An 18,403-nucleotide genomic window follows, 5' to 3' on the forward strand; every position below is an offset into this window, starting at 1 on the left:
TGAAATTTATTTGTAATTGTTGACTTGTGCCTATCCCTCCACCGCCTCTTTTTCGCAGCGGCTTCATCGGTACTGTGGCACTACTCTCAGCCGGATAAAGAACAGTTATACAGTATGAGCTGATTTCCTGTTCAACGCTTCATTGCCGCAGTTAGCTCTGCGTTCCGACCTTTCCACGTTCCAATATTCCTATCTGTACATATACCCTTAGGTGTCCCTCTGAGCCTGCGCATACCCAGTGCCTGTAACACTGCAAGGATTTTCATAGTAAAAAAAATTTTACTCATCCTCATGCACTTCCGTATTCGGACTGCGACATTTCTGTCGTAACGCCTTTTAGACCCGTACATTCGGGGTTTCGCCAGTCAACATTGACATTCTGACCATAGGTATTTTATAGACCTCCGGCATATCATCTGCACATTCCACCTCTGGAACGCTTTCCACAGCATTGTCTGTTTGGGCAAACTTCTGCCGACTTCCGCGAGCGTTTTACCATAGTTACCACTGCCGTAGCTAAAGCAAATCGCAGTTTTAAGGCAGGCGTTTCAGGACGTTACTCCTTCATTCCACCTGTCGGAATATCAGTTCTCCAAGAACCGTATTTCAAATATTAATTTATCATACGACCTTGTGCGTAACCTTTTCAGTTACGAACGTGTCGCACTTTTTCCGGCACCAACGCAGTGCGCAAAAAGCGTATTACCGCCAAACATTGCGTGTGCGATAGCATTCTTCTGATGATCGTGGAGCTTAATATCCGAAGTCATCATCGGGAAAGAAAGAGCCGAGCCGTCATACTCACGGGGACGAATACTGTTGAACAGTTCGTTGTACTTTTCCACGATAGCTTCACGGCGCTGCGGATCTTTGAAAATCCACGCCTTGAATGCCTTGCGAATATCATCGGCTTTACGCTGTACCACACGGGTAGCATCAATATCCACTACACGCTTTTCCTTTGTATCGCCCAAACCGTCCGGAACCTCGATAGTCTTATATACCTTCGGTTCTTGTAAGTTCAGCAGATGTTCAAAGATGTCGTAGGCGTTCATCTTATGAGAACCGTATTTCTGCGTAGCAAGCACCGACCTGTCGGAAGATTTGTTGCTGACATGGAAAGAGTTAGCGTGTACGGAATATTCCACGCCGATGATAGAACTCTTATTCCACCTTGCGGACGGACTTGTACTGCGCTGATACTCAGGTGTCTGCAACAGCTCATACATGAACTGCTCATAGTATTTCGCATCAAGCCAAGCAGCACCGAGCTTAATGTCAATATCGCCGGCTTTCAGCGGTTCAGGCATAGCCTGTTTTAGCGCCGATACATTGATGTTGAAGTCCGCATCGTACTCAGCGATTTCTTCCGCTTCACGGAGCTTCTTGCGAATATCGCCCGACAGGTATTCACTTGCCGTCTGATAACCGTTCTCCGTATGGGGAATCTTGAAAATCGCCCCTGTCAGGTCACGCTTCAGCTCGTCCTCCGTCATACCCGTCAGACTGCTCATGTACTCAAAATCTACATGAGCCTTTTCAGCTACGGACAAAGTGAGAGCTTCAAGAGCCGTATCAACATGATCGACTGCTTTCGGCGGCACGATAGTACGTTTTGTGAAAATATCGGACTTTGCTTTCAGCTCAGTCTTATCATAGTCCTTTTCAAGTCCTGCCACAAGGTTATACGAAACATCTTCTGCAAAGTAACGCTTGTTCGTCTGAGAGTGGATAAGTCCGAATTTCTTGTAAAAATCGTCATAAGCCACATTCAGCTTTGCCTGCAAATCCTTGATAACGCTGTCAGGCTTGTCAAGCTCCATTGCTTCGATCAGCTCACGGGTGAGGTCACGAAGCTCAATAAAAGCCTTGAAACGCTTGTGCTGCGCTGTTCCTTTATCGAAACGGAACTCGCAGGCAGCGTTGTTTTTCTTGAAGAACACCTGATCGTCAGACATAAAAAAGCTGTAATTACGCAGATTGGACGGAATCTGTACCTGAACGCCGTCAGCGGTCTTAGCGTATACATCACGCCCCTTATCGTGGCTGATCTCCGCAGAGAGCTTGCCGACAGCTTCATGGAGTGCCGATTTCAGGTCAAAGCCGTCCTCAGCGACAACCATAGTGCCGCTGCCGTAGAGCTTGTTTCCCTCGACCACAGTACCAAGCACCATATCAGGGTGCTGTTCAAAATACTTGTTGATCGGCAGACCGTCAGCCGTTTCACCGATTTGTACCCAATCGGGAATATCGGACATTTCGGCAAGCGACTTGCCTTCGTGCTTCTTCAAAAAGATAATATCCGTGGTAACATCTGTTCCGGCATTATCGTGAAATGCACCATTCTTTCCACCTGGCAAACGGATAGCACCGATGAAATCAGCCTTGTCAGCTAACATCTGGCGAGTGCTTTCATCACGCTTGTCAAGTGTGCCTGCCGAGGTAACAAATGCCATGATACCACCGTCTTTGAGCTTTGAGAGGGCTTCTGCAAAGAAATAATCGTGCAGTTTCGTGGTATCATGGACGGTATCACGGAAACCAAGCTCACCGAATGGGACATTACCGACAGCTACATCAAAGCTGCCGTTCTGAAAACGATTCTTCTCAAAACCCTGAATTGCAATATCCGCATCGGGATAGAGAGCCTGAGCGATTCTGCCCGATAAGCTGTCGATCTCCACGCCGTAGAGCTGAGAGTGAGCCTGCATTTCTTCGGGCATACGTCCGAAAAAGTTTCCGATACCCATTGCAGGCTCTAATACATTACCGCCCTCAAAGCCGAAGTTTCCGAGAGCTTCATAGATACCGTCAATAACCGTAGGACTGGTGTAAAACGCATCATTTACGGTTGAACGTGCCTGAGCGTATTCCTGCGGAGTCAGCAACTCAGAAAGCTCCTTATACTCTGCGGCCCACTTCTCATCATTCTTATCAAAAGCCTTAGCCAAAGCACCCCAGCCGACATATTTCGACAGGGTTTCCTTTTCCTCAGCCGTTGCAGAACGCTTTTCGGCTTCAAGTGCTTTCAGCGTTCTGATTGCATCGACATTGGCTCTGAACTTCGTCTTAGCACCGCCGTCACCGAGGTTATCATCAGTAATGGTGAAGTTATCGCCCTTATCGGGAGTAGGTGCGGTGATTTTCTCAGTTATCGCTTCATCTGTATCGCTGATCTCAGGTATAGGAGTATCAATCTCCGGCTCTTTAGTACGCTCCAAGCTGTCAATAAAATGAAAGCTCATGAGCATATCGCCGTTATCGAGTCTGGAAGTCAGCTCACCGCCGTCAAAACTCCAGTTTTTCGCACGGTCAAACTCCATGTGAAGGTCTTTGCCCGTAGGTTCGCCATTTTCATCGAGCTTTCTGGAAGTAAAATCGACGGTGCTTACGCCAGTGACGATTCTGCGTTCTCCGATACATTCAGGACGGAGATGATCGCTGATCTCAAACATCATTCCCGGCTTCAAAGCCTTTTTGAGCTGAGATAGGTTCTTGATTGTCGGAATATCAGTCTTTTCTGTTTCAGGAGCGACCGCAGTATTATCCGGTGTTACCTCAGCAACAGGCTCAGGCTTCACAGGTTCAGACTTTTCCTTTTCGGGTTCAGCCCTGCCAATGTATTCATACAGACCGCTGCTCAGGAGCTTATCATAAGAAATATTCTCCTCGATCTCAAAAGCACCGCTTCTGCGTTTGACCGTACAATCGTCCGTATAATACGGTAATGCACCCGTCAATGCAACAACCTCCGAAACCACGCCAGTAGCCTTGTTGCGAAATCGGTCACCGATTTCTACCTTATACGGCTCTGCGTTTTCCTCCGGTGAGCGTTCAGCTTTCATAGCCTGCCACTTTTCCTGCTGTTCAGGTGAGAGGTAGGTATTGCTTCTCAGCTTTGATTCGACTGCGGTTGCAACGTTGAACCACGAATGACGGAATTTCTCGCCATTATCGAAGGAAAAGACAAGCCCCTTGCTGTTGTAGTCAACAAGCGTGATCTTGCCGTCACCGCTATGACCGCCTGTTCCATACTCCTTTTTCAGAAAGTCAGCCAGTTCCTGCGTTGTGGGGTGATTCGGCTGGCTTCTCATCTTTTCATAGAACTCCTGCACACGGATTTTGCCGTCAACAAAGCCTGTTCCACGTTCAATTTCCGCATAGAGAGCCTCATAGACCTGAACGCCGTCCACAACCGGACCTGCGGAAAACTCAGATTTTGGCTTCTGAGGTGCAGGTTTAGAGGCTGTCAGCGGTTCGGGATCACCAAACAAAGAAAGCTGTTCGCCCTCAATGTCGGGCTTCTCCCAAAACGGAACATCATCATTCACGCTGCGCTGAATCTCGTCAATGACCGCTTCATCGGTGAATAACGGCTTGTCAATATCCTCCGATACAGCAGGAGCATCATCAACACGCATAATTCCAAGCTCATAAGCAAGACCGTCAAGCTCAGCTTTATGATTCTCATAGGTGTCGATAGAGATAACGCCCTCAGCATTGTCAATGAGAACAGTCGCACCGAGGGATAATGCCTTGTCCTTGATCTCATCAAGGCTCTCAGCATCGCCCTTGTATTTCAGCGTAACCGCTGGAACATCATCAGAAGGAGAAGAAGTATCGAAAATATCGGCGGCATCGCTCATAAGGTCAACCGTCTGTTCGTCCTTGCCATTGTGCCTGTCAATGACTTCATCGGGAACGGAAACAAGGTCAGAAAAGTCAAGCCCTGTCAGTCCGTTTTCGATCATATCCTCGATACTGTCAAACTGCTCTGTATCGAATACTTCACCGTCAAATTCGTGAGTGATCTTGAAGTCCACAAGGTCAGCCCTTACCTGAATGGGCAGCTCATCGTCCGTCAGCGTGGTAAACGCAAGACCGACATTGTGCAGATCATCGAAATCAGCCCCCTCACGGTATTCGGCTTCACAGAAATCGTTGATAAGCCACTTTGCCTTATCAAGCGGAGTTTCAAAGGTACGCTGGAAGTCCATGATCTCCACGGGCTTATCAGGATTATGCTCAAGCATTGCCGTTTGCAGGAGCTTCGGGAAAGTGGACAGCTCACGGTACGGCTCGATCTCCATCTTATCGCCACGGTTATAGATACCGCAAACAGGCTCTCCACCGTAGAAAAGCTCACCGACCTTATCGCCGTCAGCAATAGCCAGTTTCCATGTGCCGTGTTCCGTTTCGGCAGACTCGCAGTCCGTGCCGAAATATGTGTCAACGACCTGCTGTAACGTCTGGAGCTTTTCAGGCTCACGTTTCGGAGGATTCAGTTCAAATGCCTGTTCGATCAGGACAGAATATCCTGCATCACTGAGCTTTTTAGAATACTCGTCCTTTACATGGTCAGGGAAACCGACCATAGGCTGACCGTGCTTTGACAGCATACGCAGTCCGAGGACTTCCGCACCGATCTCCGCATTTTTGCCATACATTTCATAGAAATCACCGACCTTGCGGAGCGATACCGGACCTTTATCCTCCGGCTCTGTCTTTTCAGCAGTCTGGCCGCCCTTAGACAGAATCTCAAAGCCCTTTTCTTCCATATCTGCCTGCCAGCCCTCATAAGCGAACACATCTGAAGTTCCGAGCAGAATCCCACCGTAATCGGGAGCGTCGAGGTCTTTGAGAGAAATGCTCTTTTCGCTGATTTTCTCGACTTCACGGCGTTTGCCCTCATACATGATAACGTCACCGACATCAAGATCAGCGACCGTAGGGGCAGACTTCTCCTGAGAAAGCTCTTTCTCCTTGAAGAACTCAGGCATTTCCGTAAAGCCGAAGCTGTCGCAGAAATACGCTGTATCCTTGCCGTCAACGGAAATGACGATAACATCGCTTACAGAAAGAGAATGACCAGTGAAGTCCGCAGGGTGTGCTGTATTGAACTGAGCAAAGAGTGTTTCAAGGGTAGCATTGCCCCTGAACTCTCCGACCACGCCCTCATAAACAAGCTCATAATCGTCCTTGTTGAGCTGTACGCCGTCCTTTTTGAGCTGTTCCATACCCTCAAAGCGGATACCGTGATATTCTTCACCGCTGGGAAGCTGATAGATCTGGAACTTGCCCTGAGCCTTTTCTACATCATCATAGGTGCGGATCGGGTGCTGTTCCTTGAAATCGTCAAAGATACGCTGTTCCTCAGCCGTCAGCTCAGAATGGGCTTCAAGGAAAGGAACAAACACATCAAGTGTGTGCTTCGCTCTTTCCTGATACTCCGGCTGATTGAACGGGTGCTGCGTATAACCGAGAATACCCTCATTATGGGTGCGGATATGGTCAATCAGCGAACCGCCGCCCGTGCCTTTGCCGTCACCAATATCAAAGCGGCCCTCATAACCGAACTGCTCACCATTGATAACAGCACTGATCGTGAAGTCCGTCTTTTTATACCAGCCTGCTTTCAGCTCAGGGATATTGCGCTCCGAGTGCTGTTTCTCATCGAGGTATTCAAGGACTGCATTGCCGAGTGCAAAACTGCAATCAGGGTGTGCAAGTGCAAAATCGTGAACGATGTCGCTTTCGCTAACCCATTCATCACCGTCACCCTTGCCGAAATGGAATGTCAGGCTGTTAGGCTGTTTTTCGGGCTGTTCAGCTTCAAAGGTCACATTATACTTTTCCTTTGCGATGATAGCAAACGCCTTTTCGGTCTGCACTTCATCACCGAGAATATCATAGAGAGCTTTCTTGATACGGTTGAGCTTCGGGATATTATCGCCCTTCTCCCAATCCGCCATAGCAGCACCGTCAAATGCCGTGAGAAGATTGCTGATTCTTTCATCGGATATATCGGGAATAGCCTCCTGCATATCATCACGAACCCACCAGAAAGCGAGATCGTCAAATTCTTCGTGAATACGGTCAATGAAAGCCTGTCCGATCTCCTCAAAGGAAACAAAACGCTCCATACCGCTGATACTGCAATTATATCCGTCCTCAGTCCTCTCTAAATGCAGAGAGTGACGGAGATTTTCGGCATAATAATAGGTGCGGTCGGACATTTTGCCGTCCTCAAAGACAAACTCAATGTCAGAAGAAATACCGCCCTCTAACAGTCCGAGTGCAAGCTCCTTGCGAATATCGTCGCCGTCATGGAAACGCTGGGCGAGGTCATAGAACGCAGGCTCACTAAGATGATAGCCGAAAGCCGCCTTGTCGCTGGGCTTGTGTTTATCGAGATACCCATGTTCAAACATCGGGTACGCCATATCCTCCCACTCATCGGAGGACGGTGTACGTTCTGCAATAAACTTTGCAAGGTCAGCCTTCGGGAATAATACTTCTTCCTCTGTCGGCACTCTGCTTGCGTTCTCTCTGTCGATAACAACCTGCTTATGAGCAGTCAGGAAGTCCGCAACATCAGATTCCTGCAAAGCGTTATGCAGAATCTCGTCATACGCCTGAATATCCTCAGCCGTGAAAGTTTCGTCAATGCTGTCGATTTGACCTCTTGTCACATCACCGACAAACATAGCGGTAATAGCGGCCCTCTGTTCATCTGAGAATGCGTGCTGAGAAAAAAAGTCTGAAAGCTCGATACTGCGGTCAAAACTCGACTTTGCTTCAAGCATATCATTCAGTTTGGAGTTTTCGCCATATCTTTCAGCCGGAGCCTGAGCGATATACGCATTGACAAGTGAGAGCATTTCACCGAACTGAGCTTCATCATATCTGCGGTCAAAAAATTCAGCAAGATTCAGCTTCATATCCTCAACGGCAAGACGATGAACAACGGGAGATAATGCTACCATCTGTTCCATTGGCAGACCGAGGTCTGTCATATTGCGGAGCATACCGACCTCACGGACAGCGTTCTCCAATGCTCTATGAAATGCAGGAGCATTTTCTTTATCGACCGCAAAAGCTACCTTGCCGTCACGAACAACAGCGTGATAGCTCACACTTGTTTCAAGGAAAGGCTTGACCTCTCCGAACTGTTCAGGTGTGAGCTTACTCATATAATAATGAGTATCACGGTTTGCACGATAGTCACGGTTTCCGACTTCCTGCGCCTTATCGGGACTTGCAAACTGCTTACGCATATTGATAACTTCGTCCCTGATATTGCGGACAGCAAAGAGGTCAGCACGGCTGACTGTCAGCGTACCCTTGCCGGACGGATAGACTCTGCCCGAAAACTGCATACCACGCTTTGACATGATCTCTGCCATTTTCAGGACAAGATCACGGTCATCGGAGATATACTCTTTCTGCGGAATATAACGATACTCCGCTGAACCGAAGATGTTTTTTTCGGGCGGAGAATACGGTCTGTTTGATTTAGTCCGAACAAGATCGGGAGTGCCTGCAATACGCTTGAACCACTCTATGTCTTTGTCATTGATCGCCATAATGACGGAATTATCACGGGCATAGGCATAGTAGTTAATGCCCGAATTATCAAGCTGTTCCTGCAATCTTGCAAAATCCGCAGCCTGAATCGTCACAAGGCTCTTATCTCTGTTATCTGTTGCCTTGTGCCACATTTCGTTGCCGTATCTTTGCATATCTGTCTGCTGAACCTCCTTTATTTCAGTCTCATGTTCTACTTCTTTCGGAATACCACGAAGCATATCATTCCAGTCTTTGTATGTATCGGGAGTGATAACACGCTTCATATCGGGATACTGCTCCTGCAAACGCTGGGCAAATTCATTGCCTGCGGTATCATTATCGGAGCATAAATACACGTTCTCAGGAGCGATATTATGACGGAGCATCGTATCAAGGACGATATTCGGCTTCACTCCCATCATTGAAACAAGCCTGCAATCGGTCAGCTCTTTATCGTGCATTTGCAGATAAGAGAGCATATCAATCGCACTCTCAAAGAAAAAAGCCTTTTCGCCCGTGCCGCGGACAATCTCAAATCCGTGACCGCCTGCCGAGCCTGTTGCTATGCCCTTGAATTTGTGTTCTGTTGATGTGCCGACCTTTTCTGCACCGATCACTTTGCCCTGATCGTCATAATACTTGAAAAGCACATTGCCTGTCTTTTCTTCCTGGGAAATAACGCCATTCTTCACAAGTGCGGAAAGCAGATCATAGTCAAGTCCTCTGGTCTTACACAGATACGCAAACACACGCCTGCAATTATCAGCTTCGGCAAGGGAAAGCTCCCTTGCCGTTTGCTGAACAGGTTTCGGTTCGTATGTGCGGGACGGATTATAGGTGCGGTCAATGTGTTCTCCGGTCAGAGCTTCGACGGCATCTATAAAGGACATATCCATGTATTCACGGAGGAAGCCGATATTATCGCCGCCTTTGTTTTCGCTGAACCTGAACCATTGACCACGTTCGCCCGGACCATTATCCTTAATGTGCAGGCTGTCATGTTCCTTCCACACATACTCTTTGCCGACCTTTTTCAGATCAAAGCCGTGAGACATGAGGAACTGAGGAAGATTGACGAGGTTCGCCCTTTCTTTCTGTTCATCAGTTATTCTCATCTGTTATTCCAACCCCTGATTATTTCTCTTTTTGGGTGTCTGCTGTCTCTGCTTAGGGTTCTGCTGTCCTCGACCGCTGATACGCTGGGCATCTCTCTGCATTTTGCCACGGGAAAAGAAAGCTCTTTTGGAATCCTTCTTTGCGACCGTGACCGCAGACTTTTCACCGCCGAACACAGCGGAATGCTCCACGCCCTTAGCGGTCAGCTCTGCCGACTTCTTCCGAGCCTGTCCCTCGTCCATACGCTGGGTAAAACGCTCCTGCTTCGGGAGTGCCTTGAAAAACTCAGGGTTCACAAGCTCTGCCGCACGTTCACCTTTGACAGCACTCTCGATCTGCTTATATGCCTGAGCGTTCTCCTTAGAAACGGTAATTGCTACCGTGTCATTCTTGCGTACTACCGCAGAATACGGGATATTCTGCTTTTGCAGTTCTCCTGCGATCTTCCTTGCAGTGTCGATAGGCTCAACACGGGTGTGTCTCTGTTCCTTTGAAAGAGAAGCGTAGTATTCGGGATTGACAGTCTCATACTTGCCCTTTTCACCCTTACCGCCGTTCTCCTTTGCTGCTTCTGTATGTGCGATCTTGCCGATAGAAGCATACATCACATCATTCAGGGCAGGCACATCGCTCTTTGAAACGGTAATGCCGACCTTATCCTCGCCCTTAGTAGCAGCGGAGAACTGTACGCCTGCCTCAACGAGTGCTGACATGACCTCAACAGCCTGAATTTCTGTCATAGTCTCTACATGGCGGTCATTTCGGGGCAGTTCCTTGTAGTAGTCGGGATTCACCTTGAAACCGCCGTCTTGCGTGTACTCCGCAGCCCCTTTATCGACCATTGTATCGAGCCAGCTTTCTACAAGGACTTCATCAGAAGCACTCAGAAGTTCCAACTGCTTCTTCATTTTTGCAAGCTCATCAGCCGCCGAAGCACGGACTTCCTCAGAAACAAAAGGATTATCCGCAAGGCTCTCCATATTCTTGATACCTTCGGCAAGCTCTGCTTTTGCCTTGTCAATGTCCTCTTTAGAGCCGTTGTTGATGATACCGTCGATCATGTTGTAATCATCTTCAAGCTGCATCTCCGCATTGGCAAGGGGCTGAATACCGAGCTGATCTGCAAGTTCAGCGACCTTAGAACGGTCAAGATTTTCGACCTCCTGCGCCGCCTGAACAGCAGTCTCAGCAAGTGTCGGCATATCCACAGTGCCTTTCTGCACCATTTCACCGAGCTTATCTCCGGTCAGCTTCATAGAAGCATCGAGCTGATCGTTTGTCTGCTCCTCGTAGTGCGTTTCAGGACGGGCGAGCTTCATGATCTTATCGTCAAGAGCTGAAATACGCTCATTCACATCTTTGAGCTGTTCGGAGAGCTTATACTTGTCAACGACACTTGTAGCAGGAGCATTATAGGTATCAAGGATTTTCTGCTTTTTCGCTTCAAGTGTCGCTTTCTTATCGCTCAGGCAGTCAACCGTCGCACCGTTCAGCCGTGTCATTGCATCTGCAAATGCTTCACGGCGTTCCTTGTTAAAGCCGATAGAAAAGCTCTTGATCGTATCATTCAGAGCAATTACACGATTGAGCTTGTGTTCGATACGGTCACGCTTTGCGGTGAATTTGTCGATCTTCTTCCACGCCTGGTCGATCTTCTGCTGTTTGTCAGGAATCTTCTCCTCACGGATAGTCTGAATACGCTTCTCGTTAAGGGCGATGATAGCACCGATACCCGGCAGATTACCGATAGTCGCTTTCAGCATACGGTTCGTATCTTCGAGCTTGTCAGCCTTTGCATTGAGTGCTTCGATATTTGCCTTGTTGCGGTCAATCTTATCCGTCTGATTGGCAATTTTTTCATCAAGAGCGTCGATACGGCTCTGATGATGTTCCGCCTTAGCATTCAGGAGAGGAAGAAGTTTTCCCGACTTCTGAACGCTGGTCTCGTCCTGCTGCTGTTCCTGAGACTGAGCCTGTTTTCTTCTCAGTTCTTCCTCTGCATCTACCACAGGCTGTTCTGCGGTACGCTTGTCATCATTATCCTGTACGGGCATAGGCTACCTCACTTTCTGCGCTTGACGATGATGATAACCGCTGCGGTCACAGCCGTAACAACGGCACTTCCGATGATGATAATCTTCTTCATGGTCTGAACTTCCTTTCTCTTTCTTCGGTCTGAATGATACGCTCCTGTTCGCTCTGCTGTCTGCGGCGGGCGATCTCAGACAAGTGTTGATGTTTTTCTCTTGAAAAATGCGAATGACCGTTACGGCGATTATAATCGTCAAACAGTTCACTCAAAGTCGGAACTGTATCCGCTGCACTCTGCACGGGGGCGGCAGGAGCTTTCTCCTGAGCCTTTTTACGCTCATGTTCCTGAATATCCGAGAGCGTTCTGCCGTTTACAGAGATCACACGGTCAAGCTCACGCTGAAGCGTAGGAGTATCGCAGAGCCAAAAATCCACATAGGTCTTGCAGAGTGCAAGCTGAATTTCATCGGGACGGTTCTTCAATGCGCCAATCGTTGTGTTCAATAGCTCTGCGACTTCGCCCAAGAGCCTATAATAACCGTCAGGCTCTCCATATACTTGCAGTTCACGGAGCAATGCTTCGTATTCGCCGGACGTAGCTTTTGCGATAATATCCTCGACCTGTTCCTTGAAACTGCCGTCATAGGTCAGCACCATTTCGGTTTCACCGTATCGGGCTGAAAAAGGAATACCGCTTTTATCGAGAGCAATCACGATTTCCTGAGCCTTATCCGTTTCAATGCGGATAAACTTCCTGTTTTCGATAGCTGCAATATCCGTACTGCTGATAAATGGGAACTCTGTCACGGTGCGATCATCTCCCTGATGTGGTCGATAAGCTCTATATTGGTGCTGTCGGCATCATATTCCATTGTGTACGCCCCGCAGATATTCTCCTGAATACGGCGAGGGAGCGTCCTCAGTTCACGCACGGGAGTACCGATGAGCTTTGCCACATTCGGGAGGTCTGCGACCGCAAGAGACTTGTTCACAAGGTCATAGAAACGCTCTGTCTGCGAGCTGTCAGCCATGAACTCATAGACGATAGTCTGCTGGGTTTCATAGTCAAGGCTGCGGAGCGTATTAAGGGTGATACCCGTAGACTTTGCGACTTCTGCAAGCTCAATATAGATAGAGCCTTTCTGCCAAAGGTTGTCGAGGGTTTCAAAGACAGCCTTTTTGTCATCGTCATTCCTGATAGCAACAGTTTCAAAAACCACTGCCATACTCTTTTTGATCTCATCGTCCATAGCGGAGATACTGTCCTCGGAGACACCGAGGATTCTTGCGACTTCCGCAAGCTGATTGTTATTCATCTTCATCTTCCTCCTCATCATCGTAGTCATCGTCATCATCTGTACTATCAAGGTCAGTGTTTTCAAGCAGTATCCAAAATAAAGCCTGATATTCCCGACCGGAAAGCACTACCATACCGTTAATGTCGGTATTCCGAAGTACCCATTCCTTAATGAATCTATTTCTCTCCACCAAGTTTTCAAGGTTGGTTCGACGTTCATTAGTAATGTCATTGAGCGATAACTCCCGTATTCTCTCATTGGTGTTTCTGTCAATCTGACCGAGCAGATGATAAAACCACCCATCGCCTACGTTCAGATTAATGTATTCCGGTTCATCATTCATTTATATCCCACTCCGCTTTCCACTGATAGAAGGTTCTGCCGTTATACATGGTTTCTTCTATTTCAGGATAGACCACGCTGCGACGTCCCTTTGAAATAATTGAAGTAGACTTGCCATTCAGAAGATACTTCACCTGAGCAGAAGAAAGTTTCACACCGTATACATTGCCTACGCTCATACCGCACTTGACTTTGCAGTATAGCCCGTACTTGCCCTTGAGAATGTCACCGCCGCATTTCGGGCATTTGCCGAAAGTTTCCTGATACTGTCTTGCCAGAGATACAGAATCGTCCTTTGCACCGTAATTACTGCACATCGCCTTGATGAACCGTTCAATATCCTTCATGAAGCTGACCGCAGAATACTCGCCGTGTTCGACCTGCTGTAATCGTGTTTCCCATTGTGCCGTGAGTTTCGGAGACTTCACTTCATCAGGGACAACCGTGATAAGCTCCTTGCCCTTATCCGTAGCCCTGAGCTGTTTGCCGTTTCGCTCAACATAGCCGTTTTTGACAAGTGCCTCAATGGTTGCGGCCCTTGTTGCAGGAGTGCCGAGTCCTTTTTTCTCCGTATCCTCGTCATAGTCCTCGTTTCCGGCTCTCTCCATAGCAGATAACAGCGTATCTTCGGTGTATGGCTTCGGCGGAGATGTGAAGTGTTCGCCCTTGCTTGCTGCCACCGTGAAAGACTGTCCCTCAGATACCGCAGGCAGAGCTTTTTCATCGGGCTTTTCCTTATCGGTCTGCCTGATAAAGCGTTTCCAACCCATTTCAAGCACCGTGCGGCCTGTTGCCGTGAACTCCGTTCCATTGCAGATACCTGTCAGCTTGACAGCTTCATACTTGTGAGCCGGAGCCGCTGCACAGATCAGCTTTGCGGCAATCAGAGTGAGGATATTCTTTTCACCTGTCGGCAGAGAAGAAAGGTCAGCCGTGGCGATACCGCTTGTTGGGATAATTGCATGGTGTCCCGATACCTTGCTGTTATTGATGACCTTTGAAATATCAGGTGTATGGGTAATACCATACCCGAAATAGCTGTCACAGAGCTTCGTCACTTCAAGAGCGGTCTGAGCCATATCATCGCTGAGATACTGGCTGTCGGTACGGGGATAAGTAACGAGCTTGCCCTCATAAAGCGACTGCGTATAGTCAAGTGTCTGCTGCGCCGTATAGCCAAAAGCCTTGTTTGCTTCTCTTTGGAGCGTAGTCAGGTCATAAAGTTTCGGAGCTTTATCAATCTTGACCTCACGTTTCACCGAGCTGATTGTGACCGTATTCCCGTCACAGGCAGATACAAGGGCATCGGCGGACTTCTCATCATCAATTCTTGCAGATGATAATGTAAAAGCACCGCAGTTGAGGTCAGCCGTGTAATACTTCTGCTTTACAAAGCCGTTTACTTCTGCATCACGCTGAACGATCATCGCAAGTGTCGGTGTCTGAACACGCCCGATATTCAGCTTACCGCCGTAACGGACGGAAAACAGCCGAGAGCCGTTCATACCCACAAGCCAGTCAGCTCTTGCACGGGCATAGCCTGCATTGAAAAGATTATCGTATGCAGACATGGGCTTCATAGAGGTCAAAGCCTTGCGGATAGCGGATTCTTCAAGGCTTGATACCCATAAACGCTTCACAGGCTTGCGGCACCGAGCCATATTATACACATAGCGGAAGATACATTCTCCCTCACGGTCAGCATCAGTCGCACAGACGATCTCTGTCACGCTGTCGCTGTTCATCAGCTCTTTCAGGATATGATACTGAGCCTTTGTGCTTTCCGTGACCTGAAACAGCCAGTTGTCGGGAATCATAGGGAGCTGAGAAAAGCTCCACTTCTGCTCCCAGCCGTTGCCGTAGTCATTCGGGAACTTCAAGCCCACCAAATGACCAACACACCATGAAACGATATAGCCGTTGCCTTCGGTATAGCCTTTCTTTGTGGTATTCGCACCGACCACGGAACTGATAGCACGGGAAACAGAGGGCTTTTCGCCCACGATCAGGATACTCAATGCAGATCACCTCTGAGTCGAAAATATACCTCGGTTGTGATGTTGACCGGAATAATATAGTTGGAATACTCGTCACCGATATATCCTGCCTTTCTCAGAGCAGAGATAACCTTAGCAGCGGTATCCTTGTCAACCTCAAGCCACTCACGAATCTGCTTGTTAGAGGTATATTTATCAAGCGAGATATGATAAACAAGCATATCCATATCTTTCTCCGAAATGCCGTCAACCTTAACGGAATCAAGCGGAGCATAGTTATGTATGCTTACAGAGAAAGAAGGCTTATTCTCTTTCTTAGGTGCAAGGCACTCATCGTCAGGTTCGATCATATTATCGTAAAACCTGTACTCGTCCTCATCATCGTCAAGCTCAATATCGTCCTCGTCATCGCCGTACTTCTCACGGAAACGCTCGTTGATCTTGCCGTTGCTTTCACCGATCTTATATGCAGCATAGGCAACGCCTGCCATAGCACCGAGTCCGATAATTCCCTTGATGATCTTCTTTACTTTCATAATAGAAACCTCCACATTTTTCAGTATTCCACGGGTTCACCGTAGTTGATTTTCTTGATTGATTTAATATTCGCTCCGAGATCAAGACCGTTCCAGTTGTAATAACCCCAAGAGCCTGAGAATGCCACGCAGGACGGAAGATTGCCGTCATCGTAGATAAACTCCACGATACACTTTCCGCTGCCGCCGAAGTGATGATATTTGCCCTCTCCATCATCGGCAAAACCCTTGCTGTCACATATCTTTGTGGTAAATTGCGTACCGTTTTCAAGCTCGATCAGGAAACGATCTCCGCAGTATCCGTACCATACGCCCATAGCACAGCAGTAATCACCGTACTCATCACGGCGTATTCCGGTACCTGTTATGGTATCGACCTTAGAGCCGTATATTGCTCCCGAGCTTGGCATTGCCGTCAGCCCCGAAGCTCTTTCGCCTGCAAAGCAGTTTGTCCAGCCGTCCTCATACGGAAAGTCATATATGACCTCAACCGTTTCTGTCTTGCCGTCAGCAGTTGAAGGTGTTACAGTATATCCGTCTTTTTCTTCCTCAGAAAGAATAGGCTCGACCGTCACTGTGTACTCTGTATTCTCACGCAGACCTGTTATGTAGCAAAGGTCATTGCTTTTGAACGCAAAGTACATATTATCGCCGTAAGCGTAGTTATCGTCATGAGCCGTGCAGCTCACATAATAGTCACGGTCAGGCTCAGAATCCCATGAGACTTTCAGGCAGGAAACAGAAACAGTCGATACATTCAGGTTATCCGCTGTCAGCTCGATCGGTTCAGGTTCGGAAGATACTCCCGAAAATTCCATAATAAAGCCCATGATAAGGCTGATTGCTTTCTTCTGTATGTCAGGATCAAACATCTTTCTTTTTCTGCTCCTTTTCCTTTGCCTTCATCTCTTTTACAAAAGCACGGTATTTCGCAGTATATTCATAAGACTTGCCGAAGATATTGACTGCTGCCTTATAAAGCATTGGTTCATGTTCCTCGATGATCGCAAGCTCCTCATTGATATGCTTGCTGAACGGACAGCCTACACAGCCTGTTCGCCGTAAGCCGTACTCTGTATAGCATCGGGAATGCTGAACGTCGAATATCTGCTCATAGTCCTTTTTATCGCCGTCCGTGTACCAAAATACCGGACGGAAGGTGTTGCACCCCTTAGATTTACACTCTGAAAAACAAGTCTTGAAAGCTGCGGAACGGATACCGCCCTCAGCCTGCCGGATACCTGTTATATCCAAATCTGCTTCATGTTCCTTGACGATACGCTTTGCAGGCTTCTTTTTGGCGTACTCACAGCATTTGTTGGATATGGGGAAATCTGGCGGATTCTGCATGATAAACTCTTTCAGGAATCTGTTGCGATAGATAGAGAAACGGCTTATCTTCTGGATACCGTCCTTGTCAGAGTAGCGTTCACCGCACCACCATTGCAGAGCCGTCTTACACCGAGGGTATCTCTGCAACAGCACTTCAAGCGGTTCGTCCTCCCATTGAAAGCCGTGTGCCTGCAAACGCATCATCTGTTCGGAGACATATTTCGACAAGAAAGGAACACCATACTGCTTCACACAAGTCGGAATAGGCTTATCCGGCTTGACACGCTCAATGGTAATGCCGTATTTCTGTTCGAGATAGTCCAAATGCTCCTTTGTAGCGGAGTATTCGAGTCCCGTATCTATCCAAAAATACTTGACCTTTCCGTCCTCATCGACCTTGTGAATCAGGTCAAGGACAATATCGCTGTCCGAGCCACCGCTGATACTGCACACAGGATCATAAGACCTCATCAATATGCGTTGTGCCTTGCACATACTGGTATAAATAGTGTAGTTATTGTTTTCGGCACACTTGTTCAGAACTTCATCAAACATCGTGAAGCCCTCCCAAGATGTGAGCGATCACATCTACTGTCCACCCGTTGCCGATAGCAGTATATCTATGTGAGTCCGCTACGCCTTCAGTATAATTGTCCGGAAGTGTCTGTAAGCGCTCATATTCAACAGGTGTTAGCTTGCGAACAGCACCATTTTGAAAGACCTTTTTCTGAAGATTACCACCTGCACCATCACCACACAGCGTTCCGCATTTATGTTTCAGATTGAACACGCGCTTGTTTTCCGAGAATAAGTGTCCTTCGTCAAGCGTGGCGATAACACGATCGTCTTCACCATGAATTGTATATTTTCTATCACGATACCAATATTTTTCAGGAATAGTATCTGCATGGAGAATAATATCCTCAAGCACTATACCTCTGTCAGCAGGCTGCGTAACTTTTGGGATATTAGTCCAGTACAGTCGCTTGCGTTCCTGTGCTGAAACAAGGGCAGAATTTATCATTATTGGCTCAACGCCTAATTCTGCTGTGATAGCATCGCGCCACTCCGCTTTCATGCTTGCGACATTTTCAAAAAGGAAAAACTTCGGATTGACCGTTTGCAGAGCATCAACATAGGCGTAAAACAGACGGCTCTTTTTTCCTTTCAGACCTGTTTCATAGTCCTTCCTGTAAACCGTGTTCAGACCAGATAAATCCTGACATGGACTGCCTCCAATCAGCAGATCAAAGCCGATATACTCCGAGAAGTCAGCACCATTCACATCGCCCTTATGCTCAATATTCGGATAATGCTTCTTACTGACAGCAATAGACTGTTTGTTGATCTCATAAGCAACATAACGCTCCACAGGAATACCGGCTCTTTCAAGTGCGACCAT

The 18,403-nt window shown here is 47.8% G+C and carries 9 protein-coding genes and 1 pseudogene; all 10 read right to left on the reverse strand.

Translation table 11 applies throughout. From position 1 onward, the window contains the following. Nucleotides 1–650: 650 nt before the first annotated feature. Nucleotides 651–9,464, reverse strand: a complete 8,814-nt coding sequence (locus tag BM265_RS04940) for a YodL domain-containing protein (protein ID WP_074960462.1) — start codon at nt 9,462–9,464, stop codon at nt 651–653. A 1,026-nt stretch (nt 9,465–10,490) separates the two neighbouring features. Continuing rightward, nucleotides 10,491–10,568, reverse strand: a pseudogene (locus BM265_RS20555) (DUF4316 domain-containing protein); the annotation flags it as partial. A gap of 1,039 nt (nt 10,569–11,607) precedes the next feature. Then, on the reverse strand, nt 11,608–12,303 hold the full coding sequence (locus BM265_RS04950) for a hypothetical protein (protein ID WP_074960464.1): 696 nt from the start codon (nt 12,301–12,303) through the stop codon (nt 11,608–11,610). Further along, nucleotides 12,300–12,812: a hypothetical protein gene (locus BM265_RS04955; protein ID WP_074960465.1), complete on the reverse strand. Its 513-nt coding sequence runs from the start codon at nt 12,810–12,812 to the stop codon at nt 12,300–12,302. The genes BM265_RS04950 and BM265_RS04955 overlap by 4 nt, the downstream gene beginning before the upstream one ends. After that, nucleotides 12,805–13,137: a hypothetical protein gene (locus BM265_RS04960; RefSeq protein WP_074960466.1), complete on the reverse strand. Its 333-nt coding sequence runs from the start codon at nt 13,135–13,137 to the stop codon at nt 12,805–12,807. The genes BM265_RS04955 and BM265_RS04960 overlap by 8 nt, the downstream gene beginning before the upstream one ends. Beyond that, nucleotides 13,130–15,154 carry a DNA topoisomerase 3 gene (locus BM265_RS04965; RefSeq protein WP_074960467.1) on the reverse strand — a complete coding sequence of 675 codons (2,025 nt, stop codon included), beginning with the start codon at nt 15,152–15,154 and terminating at the stop codon, nt 13,130–13,132. Before BM265_RS04965 ends, BM265_RS04960 begins: the two co-directional genes overlap by 8 nt. After that, a complete protein-coding gene (locus BM265_RS04970; protein WP_074960468.1) occupies nt 15,151–15,669 on the reverse strand; it encodes a hypothetical protein in 519 nt (172 codons plus the stop codon). The genes BM265_RS04965 and BM265_RS04970 overlap by 4 nt, the downstream gene beginning before the upstream one ends. A gap of 20 nt (nt 15,670–15,689) precedes the next feature. Further along, entirely contained in the window at nt 15,690–16,541 is an 852-nt protein-coding gene (locus tag BM265_RS20560) for a fibronectin type III domain-containing protein (RefSeq protein ID WP_242940778.1), read from the reverse strand. Continuing rightward, complete coding sequence (locus BM265_RS04980; RefSeq protein ID WP_074960469.1) at nt 16,534–17,556, reverse strand: phosphoadenosine phosphosulfate reductase domain-containing protein; 1,023 nt, start codon at nt 17,554–17,556, stop codon at nt 16,534–16,536. Before BM265_RS04980 ends, BM265_RS20560 begins: the two co-directional genes overlap by 8 nt. Then, nucleotides 17,549–18,403: a DNA cytosine methyltransferase gene (locus tag BM265_RS04985; RefSeq protein WP_242940779.1), complete on the reverse strand. Its 855-nt coding sequence runs from the start codon at nt 18,401–18,403 to the stop codon at nt 17,549–17,551. The genes BM265_RS04980 and BM265_RS04985 overlap by 8 nt, the downstream gene beginning before the upstream one ends.

Origin of the sequence: Hominimerdicola alba, from assembly GCF_900112155.1 — a bacterium.
In the GTDB taxonomy this organism is placed as follows: Bacteria; Bacillota; Clostridia; order Oscillospirales; family Ruminococcaceae; genus Hominimerdicola; species Hominimerdicola alba_D.

Coding starts and splice junctions, on each gene's coding strand:
- BM265_RS04940 (WP_074960462.1), bottom strand. CDS start 9,464: ATGAGAATAACTGATGAACAGAAAGAAAGGGCGAACCTCGTCAATCTT.
- BM265_RS04960 (WP_074960466.1), bottom strand. CDS start 13,137: ATGAATGATGAACCGGAATACATTAATCTGAACGTAGGCGATGGGTGG.
- BM265_RS04955 (WP_074960465.1), bottom strand. CDS start 12,812: ATGAATAACAATCAGCTTGCGGAAGTCGCAAGAATCCTCGGTGTCTCC.
- BM265_RS20560 (WP_242940778.1), bottom strand. CDS start 16,541: ATGTTTGATCCTGACATACAGAAGAAAGCAATCAGCCTTATCATGGGC.
- BM265_RS04985 (WP_242940779.1), bottom strand. CDS start 18,403: ATGGTCGCACTTGAAAGAGCCGGTATTCCTGTGGAGCGTTATGTTGCT.
- BM265_RS04970 (WP_074960468.1), bottom strand. CDS start 15,669: ATGAAAGTAAAGAAGATCATCAAGGGAATTATCGGACTCGGTGCTATG.
- BM265_RS04980 (WP_074960469.1), bottom strand. CDS start 17,556: ATGTTTGATGAAGTTCTGAACAAGTGTGCCGAAAACAATAACTACACT.